Annotated in this window: 16 protein-coding genes and 1 pseudogene; 16 read left to right on the forward strand and 1 reads right to left on the reverse strand. The window is 57.9% G+C overall.

Annotated elements, in window-relative coordinates; all coding sequences use genetic code 11:
- Nucleotides 1-201 precede the first annotated feature (201 nt).
- The 15 genes and pseudogenes from kdpF (at nt 202) to MHK05_RS10910 (ending at nt 15,541) form a co-directional block, all read left to right on the forward strand.
- On the forward strand, nt 202-297 hold the full coding sequence (kdpF, locus tag MHK05_RS10840; protein WP_005328272.1) for a K(+)-transporting ATPase subunit F: 96 nt from the start codon (nt 202-204) through the stop codon (nt 295-297).
- Nucleotides 294-2,009, forward strand: a complete 1,716-nt coding sequence (gene kdpA, locus MHK05_RS10845) for a potassium-transporting ATPase subunit KdpA (protein WP_239206731.1) — start codon at nt 294-296, stop codon at nt 2,007-2,009. Before kdpF ends, kdpA begins: the two co-directional genes overlap by 4 nt.
- Nucleotides 2,006-4,069 (forward strand): potassium-transporting ATPase subunit KdpB, encoded by a 2,064-nt coding sequence (kdpB, locus tag MHK05_RS10850; RefSeq protein WP_239206732.1) that lies wholly within the window; start codon nt 2,006-2,008, stop codon nt 4,067-4,069. The genes kdpA and kdpB overlap by 4 nt, the downstream gene beginning before the upstream one ends.
- A gap of 17 nt (nt 4,070-4,086) precedes the next feature.
- The gene (locus MHK05_RS10855) at nt 4,087-4,638 is read left to right on the forward strand and encodes a potassium-transporting ATPase subunit C (RefSeq protein ID WP_239206733.1); all 552 of its coding nucleotides are present in this window, start codon (nt 4,087-4,089) and stop codon (nt 4,636-4,638) included.
- A gap of 102 nt (nt 4,639-4,740) precedes the next feature.
- A pseudogene (locus MHK05_RS10860) lies at nt 4,741-6,080 on the forward strand (DUF4118 domain-containing protein); the annotation flags it as partial.
- 342 nt (nt 6,081-6,422) lie between these two features.
- A complete protein-coding gene (locus MHK05_RS10865) occupies nt 6,423-7,244 on the forward strand; it encodes a sensor histidine kinase (protein ID WP_324291870.1) in 822 nt (273 codons plus the stop codon).
- Nucleotides 7,237-7,950 (forward strand): response regulator, encoded by a 714-nt coding sequence (locus MHK05_RS10870; protein WP_239206736.1) that lies wholly within the window; start codon nt 7,237-7,239, stop codon nt 7,948-7,950. Before MHK05_RS10865 ends, MHK05_RS10870 begins: the two co-directional genes overlap by 8 nt.
- Before the next feature lie 586 nt (nt 7,951-8,536).
- On the forward strand, nt 8,537-8,842 hold the full coding sequence (locus MHK05_RS10875; protein ID WP_005326349.1) for an ArsR/SmtB family transcription factor: 306 nt from the start codon (nt 8,537-8,539) through the stop codon (nt 8,840-8,842).
- Entirely contained in the window at nt 8,835-9,983 is a 1,149-nt protein-coding gene (locus MHK05_RS10880) for an MFS transporter (protein ID WP_239206737.1), read from the forward strand. Before MHK05_RS10875 ends, MHK05_RS10880 begins: the two co-directional genes overlap by 8 nt.
- 233 nt (nt 9,984-10,216) lie before the next feature.
- Entirely contained in the window at nt 10,217-11,620 is a 1,404-nt protein-coding gene (gene amn, locus MHK05_RS10885; protein WP_239206738.1) for an AMP nucleosidase, read from the forward strand.
- Nucleotides 11,621-11,693: 73 nt separating this feature from the next.
- Nucleotides 11,694-12,206, forward strand: coding sequence for a phosphoribosyltransferase (locus tag MHK05_RS10890; protein ID WP_005326355.1), 513 nt, complete (start codon nt 11,694-11,696; stop codon nt 12,204-12,206).
- A gap of 21 nt (nt 12,207-12,227) precedes the next feature.
- Nucleotides 12,228-13,709: a SulP family inorganic anion transporter gene (locus tag MHK05_RS10895; RefSeq protein WP_239206739.1), complete on the forward strand. Its 1,482-nt coding sequence runs from the start codon at nt 12,228-12,230 to the stop codon at nt 13,707-13,709.
- 285 nt (nt 13,710-13,994) lie between these two features.
- A complete protein-coding gene (locus tag MHK05_RS10900) occupies nt 13,995-14,495 on the forward strand; it encodes a ferritin (protein ID WP_023020290.1) in 501 nt (166 codons plus the stop codon).
- 82 nt (nt 14,496-14,577) lie between these two features.
- On the forward strand, nt 14,578-14,931 hold the full coding sequence (locus tag MHK05_RS10905) for a hypothetical protein (RefSeq protein ID WP_200288422.1): 354 nt from the start codon (nt 14,578-14,580) through the stop codon (nt 14,929-14,931).
- A gap of 13 nt (nt 14,932-14,944) precedes the next feature.
- Nucleotides 14,945-15,541 carry an HAD-IA family hydrolase gene (locus MHK05_RS10910; protein WP_023020292.1) on the forward strand — a complete coding sequence of 199 codons (597 nt, stop codon included), beginning with the start codon at nt 14,945-14,947 and terminating at the stop codon, nt 15,539-15,541.
- On the opposite strand, the gene MHK05_RS10915 is transcribed toward MHK05_RS10910, so the two are convergent.
- Nucleotides 15,524-16,657: an ROK family transcriptional regulator gene (locus MHK05_RS10915; protein ID WP_239206740.1), complete on the reverse strand. Its 1,134-nt coding sequence runs from the start codon at nt 16,655-16,657 to the stop codon at nt 15,524-15,526. The genes MHK05_RS10910 and MHK05_RS10915 overlap by 18 nt on opposite strands.
- 108 nt (nt 16,658-16,765) lie before the next feature.
- On the opposite strand from MHK05_RS10915, the gene MHK05_RS10920 reads away from it, so the two are divergent.
- Complete coding sequence (locus MHK05_RS10920) at nt 16,766-17,335, forward strand: LOG family protein (protein WP_239206741.1); 570 nt, start codon at nt 16,766-16,768, stop codon at nt 17,333-17,335.
- The last annotated feature ends 39 nt before the right edge of the window (nt 17,336-17,374 follow it).

Consider the following 17,374-nt stretch of genomic DNA (forward strand, 5'->3'; position numbering starts at 1 on the left):
GAACTACCAGCCCGAACCAACGACGCAAACCGCGCCACAACAACAGAATCCGGAACCCATTTCGACTCCACACAATCACCTAACCCATGTCAGGTGTTTCCACGACCACTAGAAATCAAGCATCGTGGCAATCCTGATAGCCATCCTGACGGTTGGCTGTCCCTCCGTCCTCAACGAGCTTCTGGACGGTGATGCATAACCATGAACACCATTACAGCGGTCATTGGCCTCGTCATTGTTGTGGCGTTGGTGACCTACCTCATCATTTCCTTAGTTGATCCGGAGCGTTTCGCATGATCGCCGGCGTTGGGGCGGTGTTACCGCAGTTCCTCGCCCTCGTCGTCTTGCTCGCGGCGGCATATGTTCCTTTGGGCAACTGGATCGCACGCAGCTACACCTCTGACAAGGACTGGGCGATAGAGCGTGCGGTGTATAAGGTCCTGCGCGTTGACCCAAACCGCGGGCATAACAGCAAGAATTACAGCCGTGCATTGCTTGGTTTCAGCTTGGCATCCGTACTCGTTCTTTACGCGGTGCAGCGCCTACAAACCGTTTTGCCTAGCTTTGGCAATTCCCGCTCCGCAGCGGTGGAACCGTGGATGGCGTTCAATACGGCGGCGTCATTCGTGTCCAATACCAACTGGCAGTCCTATTCGGGCGAAGAAACCCTGAGCAATGGTGCGCAGATGCTTGGCCTGACCGTCCAGAACTTTGCCTCCGCGGCTGTCGGCATGTGTGTGGCGGTTGCGCTCATTCGCGGTATCGGTCACTTGGGATATGGTCGTGACAAGCTGGGCTCTGAGAGCGGACAGCACCTCATCGGAAATTTCTGGGTTGACCTCACCCGCGGTTTGGTGCGCATTCTTTTGCCGCTTTCTCTATTGATTTCCTTCGTCCTCATCTTGGGCGGAACCATGCAAACCTTCGGGTCCAACCTGGTGAGCTCCGCGGGCGTGGATATTCCGCGCGCTCCGGTAGCTAGCCAGGAGGCAATTAAATTGCTGGGAACCAATGGTGGTGGCATCTTCGGCGCCAACTCGGCGCACCCTTTTGAGAACCCCACTGGTTTTACCAACCTCGTGGAAATCTTTTCTTTGCTGGTTATCTCTTTCTGCTTTATCCGTGCCTATGGGGTAATGCTGAAATCGCAAAAACATGCCTGGACCCTGCTTGGCGTCATCGGCGGCATTTGGACCGTTATGGTTGCCTTGGTGGTATGGGCACAGCACACTACCACCGGTGCGGCAGCTCAGGCTGCGGGCGGCAACTTGGAGGGCATCGAACAGCGCCTAGGTATTGACGCTTCCGCACTCTTTGCGGTGTCTACCACGGGCACTTCTACCGGTGCGGTCGATTCGATGCACGATAGCTATTCACCATTGGGTGGCGGCTTGTTGATCCTCAATATGCTCCTGGGCGAAATTGCACCAGGCGGCGTGGGCACGGGTCTCTACGGTCTGCTGATGGTAGCAATCCTCGCCGTATTTATCGGCGGCCTGCTCGTTGGGCGCACACCGGAGTTCATGGGCAATAAGGTCGGCCGCAAGGAAATCTCCGCGGTGAGCCTGTACATCCTCACCATGCCGGTCCTCGTCCTGGTAGGCGTGGGCGCATCGGTGGCTCAGCGCAAGCTGGTGGAGCTTTCGGCGACCAACTACGGCGCGCCTGGAACCCCGGATAACGCGCACGGTCTCTCCGAGGTGCTCTATGCCTTTACCTCGGCCTCGAATAATAACGGCTCGGCCTTCGCCGGCCTGACGGTAACCGAGCCCTGGTGGCAGGTCACGCTCGGAATCGCCATGCTGTTGGGCCGCTTCCTCCCCATCGTTTTCACCCTGTATTTGGCGGGCAGCTTAGCCGGTCAACGCCGGCAGGCCACTACCGCCGGCAGCTTGCCGACGTCCGGTGTGACCTTCGCGCTGCTTACCATCGGCGTCATTGTGTTGGTCGCCGCCCTTACCTTCTTCCCCGTTCTTACCTTGGGTCCCATTTCGGAGGCACTCTCATGACAACACCAACTATGACCACTGAGCAACGCACTCCTCAGCGCTCTGCCACCACAAACAGTGGGTTGGCTGCGGCAGCGTTAAAGTCGTTGCCGCACAAGATGTCCCCGCTCGCCCAAGCCCGCAACCCCGTCATGTTCGTGGTGTGGGTAGGTGCCGCGCTGACTACCCTGTGGTCCATCTTTAGCCCCAGCGTTTATGGCTGGGTGGTAACCGTATGGTTGTGGTTTACCATTGCGTTCGCTGCATTTGCTGAGGCATATGCCGAAGGCCGCGGTAAAGCCCAAGCGGATAGCTTGCGCGCCGTGCGCGATGACGCCACCGCGAACCTAGTTACCGATGGCGGCATCGAGGTTATTGCCGCTTCTGAGCTCACCAAGGGCGCTATCGTGCGCGTGGAGGCCGGAGAGACTATCCCGGGCGACGGCGACGTCATTGAAGGTGCGGCAACCGTCGATGAATCTGCCATTACCGGCGAGTCTGCTCCCGTGGTTCGCGAGGCCGGTGGCGATCGCTGTGCTGTGACCGGCGGTACCGTGGTCTTGTCTGATTCCATCTTGGTACGGATCACCTCGGAGCCGGGATCGACCTTCGTCGATACGATGATTGCCTTGGTGGAGGGAGCGGAGCGCCGCAAGACCCCGAATGAGATCGCGCTGAGCATCCTCCTGTCTACCCTGACTATTCTCTTCCTCATTGCGGTTACCGCACTGGCCCCAATGGGGTTGTTTACCGGCGCGGAGCTCTCCCCGCTCTCGCTGGTGGCCCTGTTGGTCTGCCTCATCCCAACCACCATCGCTGCCCTGCTATCTGCGGTGGGAATCGCGGGAATGAACCGCCTCGTGCACCACAATGTTCTGGCTACGTCCGGACGCGCGGTGGAGGCGGCGGGAGACGTAGCGACCCTACTCATGGATAAAACCGGCACCATCACCTATGGCAACCGGCAGGCTACCGGGCTTATCGTTGCGCGCGGTGTCGATGAGCAGGAAGCTGCGGAGATAGCCCGCGTTGCTTCGGTTGCCGATGAGACCCCGGAGGGTCGCTCCATCGTGTCGTGGTTGACCGAAAACTATCACCTTTCTGCCGAAGCAGGAGAGGAAGAAAAGACCGCCGAGGTCATTCCATTTAGCGCTTCTACCCGCATGTCTGGGCTTGACCTGAGAGACCGAAAGCTGCGTAAGGGTGCAGGCGATGCTGTGCGCCGGTGGGTAACTGAAGCAGGTGGCGACTGGCCACAAGAAATTGAAGACTCCGTGACCCAGATTGCTGAAGGCGGTGGAACCCCGCTGCCCGTTGCTGTGGATGAATCCGACGGCACCCGCAGGGTTATTGCGGTGGTGCAGCTCAGTGACGTCGTCAAGCCGGGCATGGCGGAGCGCTTCGCCGAACTGCGCCAGATGGGCATCAAAACCATCATGGTGACCGGCGATAACCCGTTGACGGCAGCGGCCATCGCTAAAGAGGCAGGCGTCGATGATTACATCGCGGAGGCCACCCCAGAAGATAAGCTGGCCAGGATCCGCGAGGAACAGGCGCACGGCCGCATGGTCGCTATGACCGGTGACGGTACTAACGATGCGCCGGCGCTGGCGCAGGCGGACGTGGGCGTGGCCATGAATACGGGTACCTCTGCAGCGAAGGAAGCCGCCAATATGGTGGACTTGGATTCTGATCCGACCAAGCTTATCGATGTCGTGCGCATTGGCAAGCAGTTGCTCATCACCCGTGGGGCGCTTACCACCTTCTCTTTGGCCAATGACTTAGCGAAGTACTTCGCCATCTTGCCGGCCCTGTTTTCTACGCAGCTTCCGCACCTCGAGCGCCTCAACGTGATGCACCTGCACTCGCCGCAATCCGCCATTGTGTCTGCAGTGGTATTCAATGCGCTCATCATCGTTGCTCTTATCCCATTGGCGCTCAAGGGCGTGGCTTATAAGCCGGCCTCTGCCTCGTCCCTGCTACGCCGTAACCTGGGCATTTGGGGACTGGGCGGCGTGATCACCCCATTCCTAGGCATCTGGCTCATTGACCAGGTAGTCAACCTGCTTCCAGGTATGTAGAAAAAGAAGGACCAAAAATGCGTGTCTATTTTCGTAACCTCGCCGCTGGATTCGTAGCCGTACTATTGTGCGTTATCGCACTGGGAATGATTTATCCCGCTGCCGTGTGGGGAATCTCCCGCATCAAGCCGGACTCCGCCGAGGGCAACCTCATTTACCAAGGTGATTGCCTAGCTGGCTCGACCCAGCTGCAAGATGGTCAGACCGAAGGCCCGTACTTCTTCCCCCGTTCCGAAGGCATGAGCAATTACGGCGCTAGTAGCTCCGAGCTAGAAAAAGCCGTGCAGGAGCGGCGCGGGGACATCGCCAAGCGTGAAGGCGCCGCTCCAGAAGATGTTCCCACCGATGCGGTAACCGGTTCCGGCTCTGGTGTCGACTCTGGCATTAGCCCTGCGTACGCTGAACTACAGGCTCCACGTGTCGCTCGAGAGCAGGGGATAAGCACCGAAGAAGTGCGAAGCCTCATCGAGGACAACACGGAGCATGCCAGCCTCGGGTTCCTGGGCGAAGACGCAGTTAACGTCACTACTCTCAACCGAGCGCTGCCCAATCCACCGTCCTGCTCATAAGATGAGTGCCATATGAACGACAAGAAAGTTCCGGCGCGCACCAAGCGTGGCGCTTTGAAGATCTACCTCGGCGCGGCGCCTGGGTCTGGTAAGACCTGTGCAATGCTCAACGAGGCGCACGGCCTTGTGCTGGCCGGCCGCGATGTGGTCATTGGCATCGTGGAAGATCATGGGCGCGAATTCACTCGGGCGCTGTGTGATGGCCTTGAGACCATCCCGCGGCGCTACGCCGCCGGGCTATCCACCGGAGAACTCGATACTGCAGCCATCATCTCGCGCCAGCCGGAAACCGTTCTGGTCGATGAATTTGCCCATTCCAATCCGCGCGGTGAGGAACACGCTAAGCGCTGGGAGGACGTAGAGGAACTCCTAGTCGCAGGAATCGATGTGATTTCTACCCTGAACATCCAGCACCTTGAAAGCCTCAATGACGTAATAAACCAGATCACCGGTATTTCCCCGCAGGAGACGGTGCCAGACGAGGTGGTGCGTGCGGCGAATGAGATCGAGTTGGTGGATGTATCCCCGCAGCTCTTGCGCACCCGCTTGAGGGATGGCCAAGTCTATAAAGAAGCGCGCATTGCCCCAGCCTTGAATAATTATTTTCGGGTGGGCAATCTGACTGCATTGCGGGAGCTAGCCCTGTTGTGGTTGGCGGACCAGGTTGATGAGGCTCTCGCATCCTACCGTTCTGAACAAGACATTACTGATACCTGGGAAGCGCGGGAACGGGTGGTCGTGGCTATTCAGAACGTCGCGCACGCAGAACTGCTCATTCGCCGCGGGCGCCGCATCGCGTCCAAATCCTCAGCCGAGCTACATGTAGTCCACGTAATTTTTGGGGACTCCTTCTCTTCCGGTGAATCTTCCGTTGCAGGTTCCGCTCAACAACTGGCCAAATTACAATCCTTGGCTCAGGACGTGGGTGCCCGTTTGCATCAGGTCACCGGTGACTCGGTGCCAGAAGCGCTGCTTAATTTTGCCCGCAGCGTCAACGCCACCCAGTTGGTCCTGGGGGTTTCACCACGGCGTCGCTTAGGCCTGCACTGGCGCGGCACCGTTGCTGAGGCCGTGTTGCGGGATTCAGGCAAGATTGATTGTCACATTGTTAATCTTCCGTCCGATAAACCCTCGCCTCTTTCACCACTGCTGCGACCATTGCATTCCCTCCCGCGCCGGGCGGTGTCTTGGGTAGGCGCAGCTGTCGCTTTCATCGCCTTGACCGCACTGTTGCAAGGCATCGACGGCTCAGCATTGGGAACAGGCACGTGTTCTGCTTTTTACTTTGCGCTGATCCTCCTCGTGAGCATGCTCGCTGGCCTGTGGCCGGCGGTAATTATTGCGTTTGCCTCGGGCTTGGCGGTCAATTGGTTTTTACCGAGCCCCTGTACACGTTCGATATTGCTGAGCCAGCTAACGCTGTCATCCTCGTGGTCATGGTAGCCATTGCCCTGGCCGTGGGCCTACAAGTGCGGCGCACCAAAATAGAGCACCATAATGCGGCCATTGCCACGCGCGATGCTGAGCTCTTGACGGTCTTTTCCCGCGCAGCCCTCAACCGCCGTGCGGACGTATCTCCCATCGACGCAGTGCTTCGCAAGGTAGGAGAGACCTTCGGCTGCCATAAGGCCGTGCTTCTTGACGCCTCCGGGGACATACTCTCTACCTGGCACGCTTCGGCGGCCTCGCCCCAGCAAAGTAGACACCTGCATATCCCCGCAAAGACTCATAAACGTGAGGTAGAAACGTTGGTCTCCAGCGAGGACACTACGGTCCAGATTGTGATGGAAGGCCCAGCGTTATCCGCCCGCGACCGTGCTTTGGTGGCGGTTGTGGCAGGTTACTTAGCCGGCATAGTGCGCCGCGACAAGCTTTCGGCTGAAGCCGCACGTGCCGATGCCATTGCTGCCGCTGATGAATTGCGTCGTGCACTGCTATCGAGCGTGAGCCACGATCTGCGCACGCCCCTAGCAACGGCCAAGCTGGCTGTGTCCTCTTTGCGGAATTCCGAAATCGAATTCAGCCCAGAGGATCAAGAAATACTGCTGGCGGAAACCGCAGCTAGCATCGATCAACTCACGCTGCTCGTGACCAACCTATTGGATCACTCGCGCTTGAGTGCAGGAGCGGTAACTGCACGCCGGGATACTGTGGAGTTATATGAGGTAGCCAATCGGGCTATTGCTTCCTGTGCCTTTGGGCATAGCAAGGACCAACTTGGTCGCATTCATATTTGTTCTGGACTCCGTGGCCGCACCTGTTGCGCGGATAGCGTTTTGCTGGAACGCGTGCTGGCGAACCTATTCGATAACGCTTTGCGCTATGCGCCGAGCGGACCAGTCGACGTTGATGCGCAGGTTAAGGATGAACGCGTGGAGCTGAGTGTGAGCGATGAAGGGCCGGGAATTTCACCAGAAAAGCAGCAGGAGCTTTTCCAAGCTTTTCAGCGCTTGGGCGATACCAGCAATGACAACGGGGTGGGTTTAGGCCTCTCCGTCGTACGCGGATTTGTGGAGGCCATGGACGGTACTATCACCGTAGAGGCCACTCCAGGAGCGACCTTTATCCTGAGTTTCCCGCTGCGGGAGGAGAAAAGCCATGACTGATAAGAAGGCCACGATTGTCATTGTGGATGATGATCCGCGTTTGCTCACCACCTTGAGCATTAATTTTAAAGCGCGTGGGTATGAGGTGTATTCAGCCAGCACCGGGGCGGAGGGTCTGCAGGTGGTCTCCCAGCATCAGCCCGATGTGGTGATTTTGGATATGGGTCTGCCGGATATGGATGGGCGGGAGGTCCTCGATGGGATTCGAGGGTGGTCAGCAATTCCCGTTCTGATTCTTACGGCCCGGTCCGATCCCCTATTTAGTGCCTCGGCCCTAGATCGCGGTGCTGATGATTATGTGACCAAACCCTTTTCTATGGAAGAGCTCTTGGCCCGCGTGCGCGTGGCTTTACGGCATGGCAGTCCCCAGCATCCATCTGCCCAGCGGGAAGCCACGATGGTGCGGGCGGGCGATGTGCTGATCGACGTCCCTCGACACTCCATCACCAAGGCAGGAAAGCCCCTTCACCTGACCCCTACTGAGTGGGGCGTGCTTACGACGCTGTTGCGTGCCCACGGCGGTTTGGTGCGCAAAGAAGACCTCCTCGCAGAGATTTGGGGCCCGGGTTTCGAAGGGCAAAGCCACTACCTGCGCATCTATACCTCGCAGCTGCGCCGCAAACTGGAAACCGATCCTTCTGATCCCCAATATCTGCTTACTGAACCTGGATTGGGATACCGCTTTGTTACCTCCCCAGGAGTCTAGGAGTAGCTGACGCCATTTTCTGCAGGGAACTACTCTTGCAGTGGCAATTCTGTGCAGTGGAGGGGTGCGAGTTGGTATCCATAACGCTTATGCGTCGAGGGCTTCGGTGTGCCCTGCGCATTTAACCAATTGCAAGCGCGTGAGAACTAAACATTTCAACTGGTCACCAGCGATCGTTCGTTCTCTAAATCATTTCTGGTGCTGCAGATTAGTTGCTTTTCCCTGAAGGGGTGACGGTGTCTGTCATGCTTTCCTGACCAAAGAACCTTCGAGCATATTTTTGGGTAGAAGGGTCTATTAAATCAAGCTACGTTGTACGCACCGTTAGAAGAAGGAATAGGGCTCTCTACTTTCATAAACTTGGCTCGATTTATTGTGCCAACGTTGAAGGTTATGAATTAGAGACGTCTGAGGTTGAAAGCTTGGTATCTAAAAATAGAGCTCCTCAAGACTCCGGTGTTCATTTATCGCTGTCTGGGTGGGGCTTTATCTGCGCACCTGCATTCGTGCAAGAAATCTTGCACGAATCTCTCGGGTAGCTTACTGTGGTCAATCGTTCAGGAATTCTTGCACGATTGGAGTTGTGATGAGCCCACGAAAGTATGAGCATCCGGCCACCGAGGACCTTGAATTCGTCCGTGTTCTGGCTGCGGTAAGTGATCCCATCCGGTTAGAGATGGTTAGGCGCCTGGCAGACGGTCAGGAGCACGATAGTTTGACGCTCGCTGATGACCTGCCTCGATCTACCCTGACCTACCACACTCGGCAGCTGCGTGAAGCCGGTGTGACGTGGACAAGAAGCCAGGGACGAACTTGTGTTATCTCTTTGCGCAGAGGCGATCTAGACGAACGGTTCCCTGGTTTGCTCGATATGGTGATTTCGAATGCTTAAACAGCTGTGGCCGTTAGTTTTGGGCAGTGTAGCGCTCGGATTGGACGCATATGTTATCGCTGGGCTGCTATCACAGATTGCAAACGACTTGGGTACAAGTGGCAGTGTGATCGGCTTGGGCGTTACCGCCTTTACCGGCGCGTACGCAATATCTGGTCCGCTGTTCTCGGGTAGGGCAGGCAAAGATCCGCGGAGTGGTCTGCTTGGATCTGTTGCTGTGTTTTCTTTGGCGAATGTCGTGACTGCAGTTTCGCCTACAGTGAGCGTTTTTCTCGTGTCGCGCTTAATCGCAGGTGCAGCAGCGGGAATTTATTCGCCGCTGTCCTCAGCCGTAGCGGGGATGTCTGTCCCAGCAAAGTATCGCGGGCGCGCACTGTCAATGGTGCTGGCTGGCTTAGCGGTGGGAACTGTCGTGGGCGTACCGGTGGGATTGGGGGTAGCTAAACAGCTAGGCTGGAGGGCTACCATCGGTTTGGTCTCGGCCATTGGAATAGTGGCGTTAGCGGGTCTAGCGTTGCGCAAAGCGAGTGTGGTACCAGCTGTGCCCTCCTCCTCGTTGGGGCAGCGACTCCGAGTCATCGGCCGAGTGGATAACTTCCTGACGACCTTAGTTACTTTCTTTGTTGGAGTGGGTTCGCTGGGGTTGTACACCTATATTCCTGTAGTGCTTGATCGTGTGCAGGTAGACACCATTGCTGGCATGTGGGTCTGGGGTATCGGCGGGGCAGTGGGTGCTTTTGGGATTGGGAGGGTGCTTGACAAGGTTAATAGTTCACGCAAACTAACGGTCACTATCATTGCATTACTCGTGACTGATTTCGCTCTACTGCTGCTCTTCCCTTCGAGCCACGTGGTGGCAGTGGTGTGTCTTTTTGCTTGGGGGCTTTTGGGGTGGTCGTCAATGGCGCCACAGCAGCATTCGATGCTCAGTGCAAACCCTGATGAAGGGGCGACTGCTGTTGCTGCTAATGCATCTGCGAACTACCTTGGCTCGGCAGTCGGCTCCGCAGTGGGTGGATTACTGTTGCCCTCCTCCACGGGAATCCTGTTAGGAGCATTAGGTGCAGTCCTAGTAGGAATCGTCTGCAGTATTGGGGCCAGTGCCTCTTCTCGCTCTCATAGTGGGGGCAATGTGAATTAGGAATACTTCGGATTGATGGGACGATGCCCGAATTGACATAGTCGAGCTCTTCGTCGCATTCCCTTTGAGGCCTTTGCTTTGACACTCTTAGCAGCTAAAAGGACTGATCCTAGGCCTTTGATTTTCTCGCAGTAAGTCATGTCAGTATCGGTATCACTGAAGCTACCGCGGAAAAGAATAATGAAATGCGCGGACCGCTGCCGCGCTGCGAAGACCCCGCTACACTCGCGCTTATGACCGATCTGCAGCATGTCCACTCCGTTGATGAGGCGGTAAACCGCCTGATCGAGATTTACGAGAATTCCTGCGAGCTTGCGCGCAAGACTTTGGAATCAGGAAACCTTGATGACTATCGCTATGTCGTCTATCCAAAGGTCACGGTGGATATCCGCAAATGGCAGCCGATCGATCGTTCCGAGCCGTTTGGCTACGTCAACGAGGCGGGCAAGTACTCGGCGGTAATCTCCAAGCCGCACATCATTCGGGACTACCTGCACGAGCAGCTGACTCGCCTGGCGGGGAATTATCCGTGCGATATCTTTGTTGGCCAATCCGACCAGCGCATTCCACCGGAGTACATCAAGGACACAAGGAAAGCCCCGCAGGAACGCGGGCCTATTCCGCGTCCGACGCTGGATGAGGTCAATGATGCAATCATTGATGGCGAATGGGATGCCTTCCACGGTGCGGAAAAGCCGCTTTTTCATTTTGGTGCCCAGCGCTTTGATATCGCGTGTGCGCGCATTGAGCATTACACCGGCATCGAGGTCGATACGGTGCAAAAATACATTTTGTTTACTAACTACGCGATGCACACCACCGAGTTTGTGAAATTCGGTTTGCGCGAGTTGACCAGGGAAGACTCGCGTTATACCGCCTTGGTGCTGCCCAATGGGGAGACCATTCATCCCAACGATGCGGTGGACCTCGATGTGGACGGTCTGACCTTGACGTCTCGCTTCCAAATGCCGCGCTTTGACCTGATCACTGCCGGTGGTGATGGCATCACGATGATCAATATCGGTGTAGGGCCCTCCAACGCCAAGACGATCACGGATTGCTTGGCGGTACTGCGGCCGGAAGCCTGGATCATGATTGGCCACTGCGCTGGCATGGATGGGCGCATGCGCATCGGGGATTTGATTTTGGGCAATGCCTACCAGCGCAATGACCACATCTTGGACCAAAAGGTTGCGGCGACCTCTCCCATCCCGGCGATTCCGGAGGTACAGCGCATGCTTGAGTCTGCGGTGAAGGCGGTATATGGAGACGATAATTCGCTCATGCGAACCGGTACGGTGCTCTCCACCGATGATCGCAATTGGGAGTGGCGCACTAACCGGGATCTGTGGGAGTGGCTGCGTACCTCCACCGCGGTGGCTGTCGATATGGAATCGTGCACGCTCGCGGCCAATGGCTATCGCTACCGCGTTCCCTACGGCACACTCCTTTCGGTCTCTGACCTGCCGCTGCACGCGGTGCCGAAGCTGCCGGCCCAGGCGCAGGCCTTCTACTCCAACTCGAAGGAAGCTCACGTGATGTGCGCGGTGCGTGCGATGGAGCATCTAGCCGAAAATCCGGAGCGCCTGCGCACGCGCAAGCTGCGCCGGACTTTGGGCGAGGTTCCATTCCGGTAGGTGCCTTTTCTTTGGCAGGCAATGCTCGTTAAACTACAAAGAAATCCCATGACGCAAAAGGAGCCACACAATCGTGACTGAAAATTGGATCCACCCGGATCGGGAAAACCTCACCTGGGAGGTCTTCGGCGAGGCGAGCCGTAACCTGTCGGAACAGATTGTGGAATCTGGTTGGTTCCCAGACCTTATCGTGGGCGTCGCCCGCGGCGGCCTGATCCCAGCTGGTGCTATCGGTTATGCCATCGGTGTCAAGGCCATGGGTGCTATCAATGTGGAGTTCTATACCGATATCGGACAGACCCTGGAGGAGCCGATCATCTTGTCCCCGCAGCTGGACACGGATTCGCTAAAGGGCAAGAAGGTACTGGTCGTAGATGACGTCGCGGACTCCGGCAAGACCCTGGATCTGGTGGTAAATCTGCTTAAGGAAACCGCAGACGAGGTGCGCTCGGCCGTCATTTACACCAAGCCGAAGACCATTTTTGAACCGGACTTCTCGTGGAAGAAGACCGATCAGTGGATCAACTTCGCCTGGTCCGTGCTGCCAGTTATCACTGCAGATGGCTCCTTTAAGGAAGGCTCCTAAAGTCCACTAGGATGAGCAGGCGTGATTAAAGAACAGCCTGCCCCAACCGGCGTCATCGCCAGTTTCCGTTATGCATTTTCCTCGCCCGCGCGCCTGCGCAAAGAGGTATTCGGCGGACTCGCGGTGGCGCTTGCTTTGATCCCGGAGGTCTTAAGCTTTTCCATCCTTGCGGGCTTGGACCCGCGGGTGGGATTGTTTTCCTCCGTCGTGATGGCAATGTCCATCGCTTTTACCGGCGGCCGGCCGGCGATGATTTCCGCGGCGGCCGGCGCGGTGGCGCTCGTGGTTTCTCCGCTCGCGCATGAACATGGGCATGACTACGTGGTCGCCGCGGTGCTCTTGGCGGGAATCATGCAGGTGGTGCTGGCCGCGGTGGGCGTCGCCAAGCTCATGCGCTTTATCCCGCGCTCGGTGATGACGGGGTTTGTCAATGCGCTGGGAATCATGATGTTTACTACGCAGCTGCCGCACCTTAGTGCTGTGCCGTGGATGGTCTATGTGCTGGTGGCCATAGGCCTAGCCATCATGCTGGGGCTACCACGGCTGACCACGGTGATTCCCGCCCCGCTCGTTACCATTGTGGTGGTCAGCATCATTGCGGTCGCGGCCGGGTGGAAGGTCCCCGATGTGGCGGACCAAGGCGAGCTGCCTACCTCGCTGCCGGGGCTTTTCGTGCCGGATATTCCGTGGAACCTGGATACCGTGCAGCTGATTGCGCCCTATGCCTTTGGCATGGCGTTGGTGGGGCTCATGGAGTCGCTGCTGACGGCGAAGCTGGTGGATGATATTACGGATACCCACTCCGATAAAACGCGCGAGTCCTTTGGCCAGGGCGTGGGTAATATCCTCGCCGCGGCCATTGGCGGTATGGGCGTGTGCGCCATGATTGGCCAGACCATGATCGGCGTGAAGGCATCCCAGGCGCGCACGCGCTTGTCGACGTTCCTCGCGGGCGCCTTCCTCCTCATCCTCTGCCTTCTTCTTGGCGAGACCGTCGGCCGCATTCCGATGGCCGCCCTGGTGGCGGTGATGATCATCGTGGCCGCAACTACGGTGGATTGGCACTCGGTTCACCCGCGCACGCTTAAGCTCATGCCGCTATCAGAAACGCTGGTGATGCTGGTAACGGTGGTAGGCACGCTGGCCACGCATAACTTGGCGGTCGGTGTGGTGCTCGGTGTGGTGACAGCATCCATTGGCTTTGCCCGCCGCGTGGCGCACCTGGTGGAGGTAAAACAAGTAGGCGATGCCGAGTATGCGGTGCGCGGCCAGCTTTTCTTCGCCTCTTCCAATGACTTGGTCTATGCCTTTGACTACACGCTGGACACCCAGCGCGTGGTGGTAGATATGACGGAGGCAGAGGTATGGGATGCCTCTACGGTGGCGACGCTGGATGCGGTGCAGAAGAAATACGCCGAGCGGGGCATCGAAGTAGAGTTTCGCGGCCTGGAGGGAGCTAGTGCGCAGCGCCTTAATCGCCTTAGCGGCCGCCTAGGTGACTAACATCACATTTGTGGACTGGGGTGCGGAGGCTTAAGTAGTAGGCGCCGAACTGACCTTGAGCTCGCGTAGGCGTAAATGCAAAGGATCCGCGATGACCTCGCGTTCTTAGGGGAACTTTGCCTGCGCGCGATGGCTAGCTTTGTCTTGGCTAACTTAGGTTATCCAATCTAAAAAAGCATAATGACGTGCAAGTTTACTTAAGTAGGCCTTGCTGGATCACGGGAGAATCTTCGGTAGTGTGGTGCTTAGCACTTATTGATTTCCCTGCACAGAAAGGTTTTTACAATGGACGAGAAACTACAAACCCTCCTGAACAACCAGGTCATTAGCGAGTACGGCGCTTCCATGGTCTATACCCAGCTGGCCTTCGAGATGGACAATCTCTCCTTCCCGGGCATGCGCGATTGGTTCATGGGCCAGGCCGCTGAAGAGCGCGTGCATGCCGAGAAGATTGCGGACCACTTGCTCTCCCGCGGTTACCGCGTAGAACTCAACGACATCCCGGTCGGCTCCGTGAAGGCTGCTAATCCGCAAGATGCTTTCCAGGCTTCCCTGGAGCACGAGCAGAAGGTCTCCGAAGAAATCCGCACCATCGCTCGCGCGGCGCTGGACGCACAGGACCTGGAATCCCGCCAGCTTGTTGATTGGTTCTTGAGCGAGCAGGTGGAAGAAGAAGCCACCGTTTCTGAGATTCTGGACCAGATCAAGCTGGTAGGAAATGACGGCTCTGGCCTGCTACGCATCGATGAGCGCTTGGCTGGTCGCACCGAAGGCGGCGCTGCCTAAGCGCGCCTGGGTGAATAACAAACCCATCAAGATTTAGAGCAATCCTCCCACGGCACTGCAGTGCCGTGGGAGGATTGCTTCTATGTCAACACAACGCAAGGCTTTCTGTGCCATGACGCTTTTGATCCTGGCGCTTTTTCTCATCGTGGGAGCGGCGATTATGTCCACCCACGTGGCCTTGGGGGTATTCCTGACCACTGCGGCGCTCATGCTCGGTCCATTCGCCGGGCTCGCGCTGCTGGTGTACGGTGCCGCGGGCAAGCGCGGCTTGGTTACTCGCTCGCTGTATAGCCTTGGTGGCATGCTGCTCATCGGTGCGATCGGCGGCATTTTCGCCTTGTCTATGGAACAGGTCTCCGCGATGCTGCCCGTTTTTGTGGCCGGCGCCGGTGTGGGAATCGTAGCCGTGCTGACCCAGGCGCCGAAACGCGCATAAACTGGCTCTCGTTATGCCCAAACTCCTTTTTGATATGTATGGCGTGCTCATGCGCCCGGCTACCCCAGAAAGTCATGCAGCCTTGGAGCGCCTCCTCGCGCCATCCGATGCCGAGGCGATGTGGGAGGCCTACGGGTTTTATCGCCCGGACTATGATGCCGGCATCTTTAGTGATAGCCACTTTTGGAATGAGGTAGCGGCCCGCGCAGGGTTGGGGGAGATACCCGTCGCGGAGGCGGTAGCGTGTGAAAACCGCGGTTTGCTGGAGGCCGACCAGGAGATGGTCGCTTTGGTCAAGGGGCTTATCGGGGAAGGCTATAGCGTGGGCATCTTGTCTAATATTCCCACCACGCTGGCGGGCCAGGTGCGCGAGAAGCATACCTGGCTAGAGGACTGCGCGGCGGTGACCTTCAGCTGCGATATTGGGCTGGCAAAGCCGCACCCGGAGGCTTATCGCGTAGCCGTGGATGCGCTATCCGCGCAGCCGAAAGATACGCACTTTTTTGATGACCGCATCGACTACGTGGAGGGCGCTAGCTACTGCGGGCTCAATGCCCATCTTTTTCGCGGCATCGACTCGGTACGTGAGGTGTTAAGCACACTGGAGTGAGCGGCCTAGCTCCAGCGGTTGGCGCAGGAGCTGGTCGGTGGCCACGGTGCGGGCTACCGCGCGGACAATCTCCTTATGGCTGGGGATCATGCGCAGCTGCAACTCATCGCCTGCGGAGGCGCGGACGGTGGCGGCGAATTGCTTGGGAGCCTTCGGGTCGTCGGTAAACGCGCCGCCGGCGATGACCACGGTGGCCGGGGAGTGGGCTTTGACCAGTTCCGCGGTGATGGTGCCCAATTGGCGGGCGCGCTCGTCCAGAATGGTGCGGACGGTGGGATTGGATTCGGCGATTTGGGCGGCCTCGGTAAGCGAGGCAGCCTTCACTCCCTCCTGCCGTATTGCCTCGAGGATGTGCCGGGTGGCCAGCAGGCGCTCGGAAGCGCCGTGGCCAAGGAGCTCAGAGTGCGTTTGCGGTACGGGAATAATGGGGCTGACCTCGTCCTCGATGGAGAGTGCCGAGCCGATGGAATCATCCGCAAAGAGCACCAGAACTCGCTCGCTGGTGCCAATCTCGGCCGCTTGGGTTTCGGAACCCAAAATAGCGGGGATCGCGGAGGAGACTACTACGGGTACGCCGAACTGGAAGCGCAGGCGTTCGGCGATGTCCACGCCGTGCCAGTTGAGGTTTTCCGCGGTGACCAAGCCGTTGTCATCCACGGTGCCGGAGGTGGTCACGCCGAGGGAGACCAAGCGGTGGTTCAGGTTGGTCATCATGCGATTGATGCCGGCCATGATGTGCTCGAGGAAGTCATCCTCGCTGAGGTTTGCTACCGGCGTGGCCAACTCTTCTTCGCTTAAGGTGCGGCCCTTGATGTCATAGAGGCCGATGTAGGTCTGCTTGGTGCCCACGGAGATGCCGCCGAGCGCCCAGTCATTATCGGCCGCCTCAAGCGGCACAGTTGGCCGGCCGCGCCCACGGGACTGGGTGAGGTCGGTGCGTTCCTGAATGAGGCCCGCGTTGAGTAGGGAAGTAGTAGCGCGCGTGATGGTGGGCTGGGAAAGCCCGGTGGCTTCCACCAGCTCGCTCCGGGTGATGATCGGGTTCAGGCGCACCAAATGGAGGCACTTTGCGGCCGGCGTGCGGGGCCGCGTGAACACTGGGCCAGATTTGATCATAAAAAGGAGTATAAGCATCCCAGACTGCTTTGTCTAACCTGATAAAAGTTTCATGTACCGAATAGTCTAAAGGTGGTGGTGGCGGCGCAGATATCTATGCTGGAGAGCATGCAGTCAGTAGCGGTTTATTGTGGTTCAGCAACAGGAAACTCCCCGGCCTACACTCAGGCGGCACAGGAATTGGGCACCGAACTGGCCCGACGCGGCCTGAACCTGGTGTATGGCGGCGGCAATATCGGCTTGATGCGCGAGGTGGCGCAAGCCTGCTTAGCCGCCGGCGGCACCGTCACCGGCGTGATGCCGCAGTCACTGGTGGATCTAGAGATTTCCCACCCCGGCCTGACCATCCTAGAGGTCGTGGGCTCCATGGCTGAGCGCAAGACCCGCATGGAGCAGCTTGCCGATGCCTATATTTGCCTCCCCGGCGGCGTTGGCACCCTTGAAGAACTTACTGAGGTACTCACCTTGCAGCAGCTGGGCCACATCCGCGGCCCAGTAGGCCTAGTTAATACCGCGGACTTTTGGCGCCCCTTCTACGCCATGTACGCCGCCATGGCTGAATCCGGTTTCATTCTGCCGCGCTTTGTAGACTCGCTGGTGATGAAAGAGAAACCGCAGGACATCCTGGATGAATTCAGCCACTGGAGCTATCCCGGCACAAAGTGGGACAACGATTAGTTAACAAGTTCGCAACTTCATCCTCCCCGGGTGGCCTAT

The organism is Corynebacterium nasorum, assembly GCF_022347325.1.
GTDB lineage: Bacteria > Actinomycetota > Actinomycetes > Mycobacteriales > Mycobacteriaceae > Corynebacterium > Corynebacterium kefirresidentii.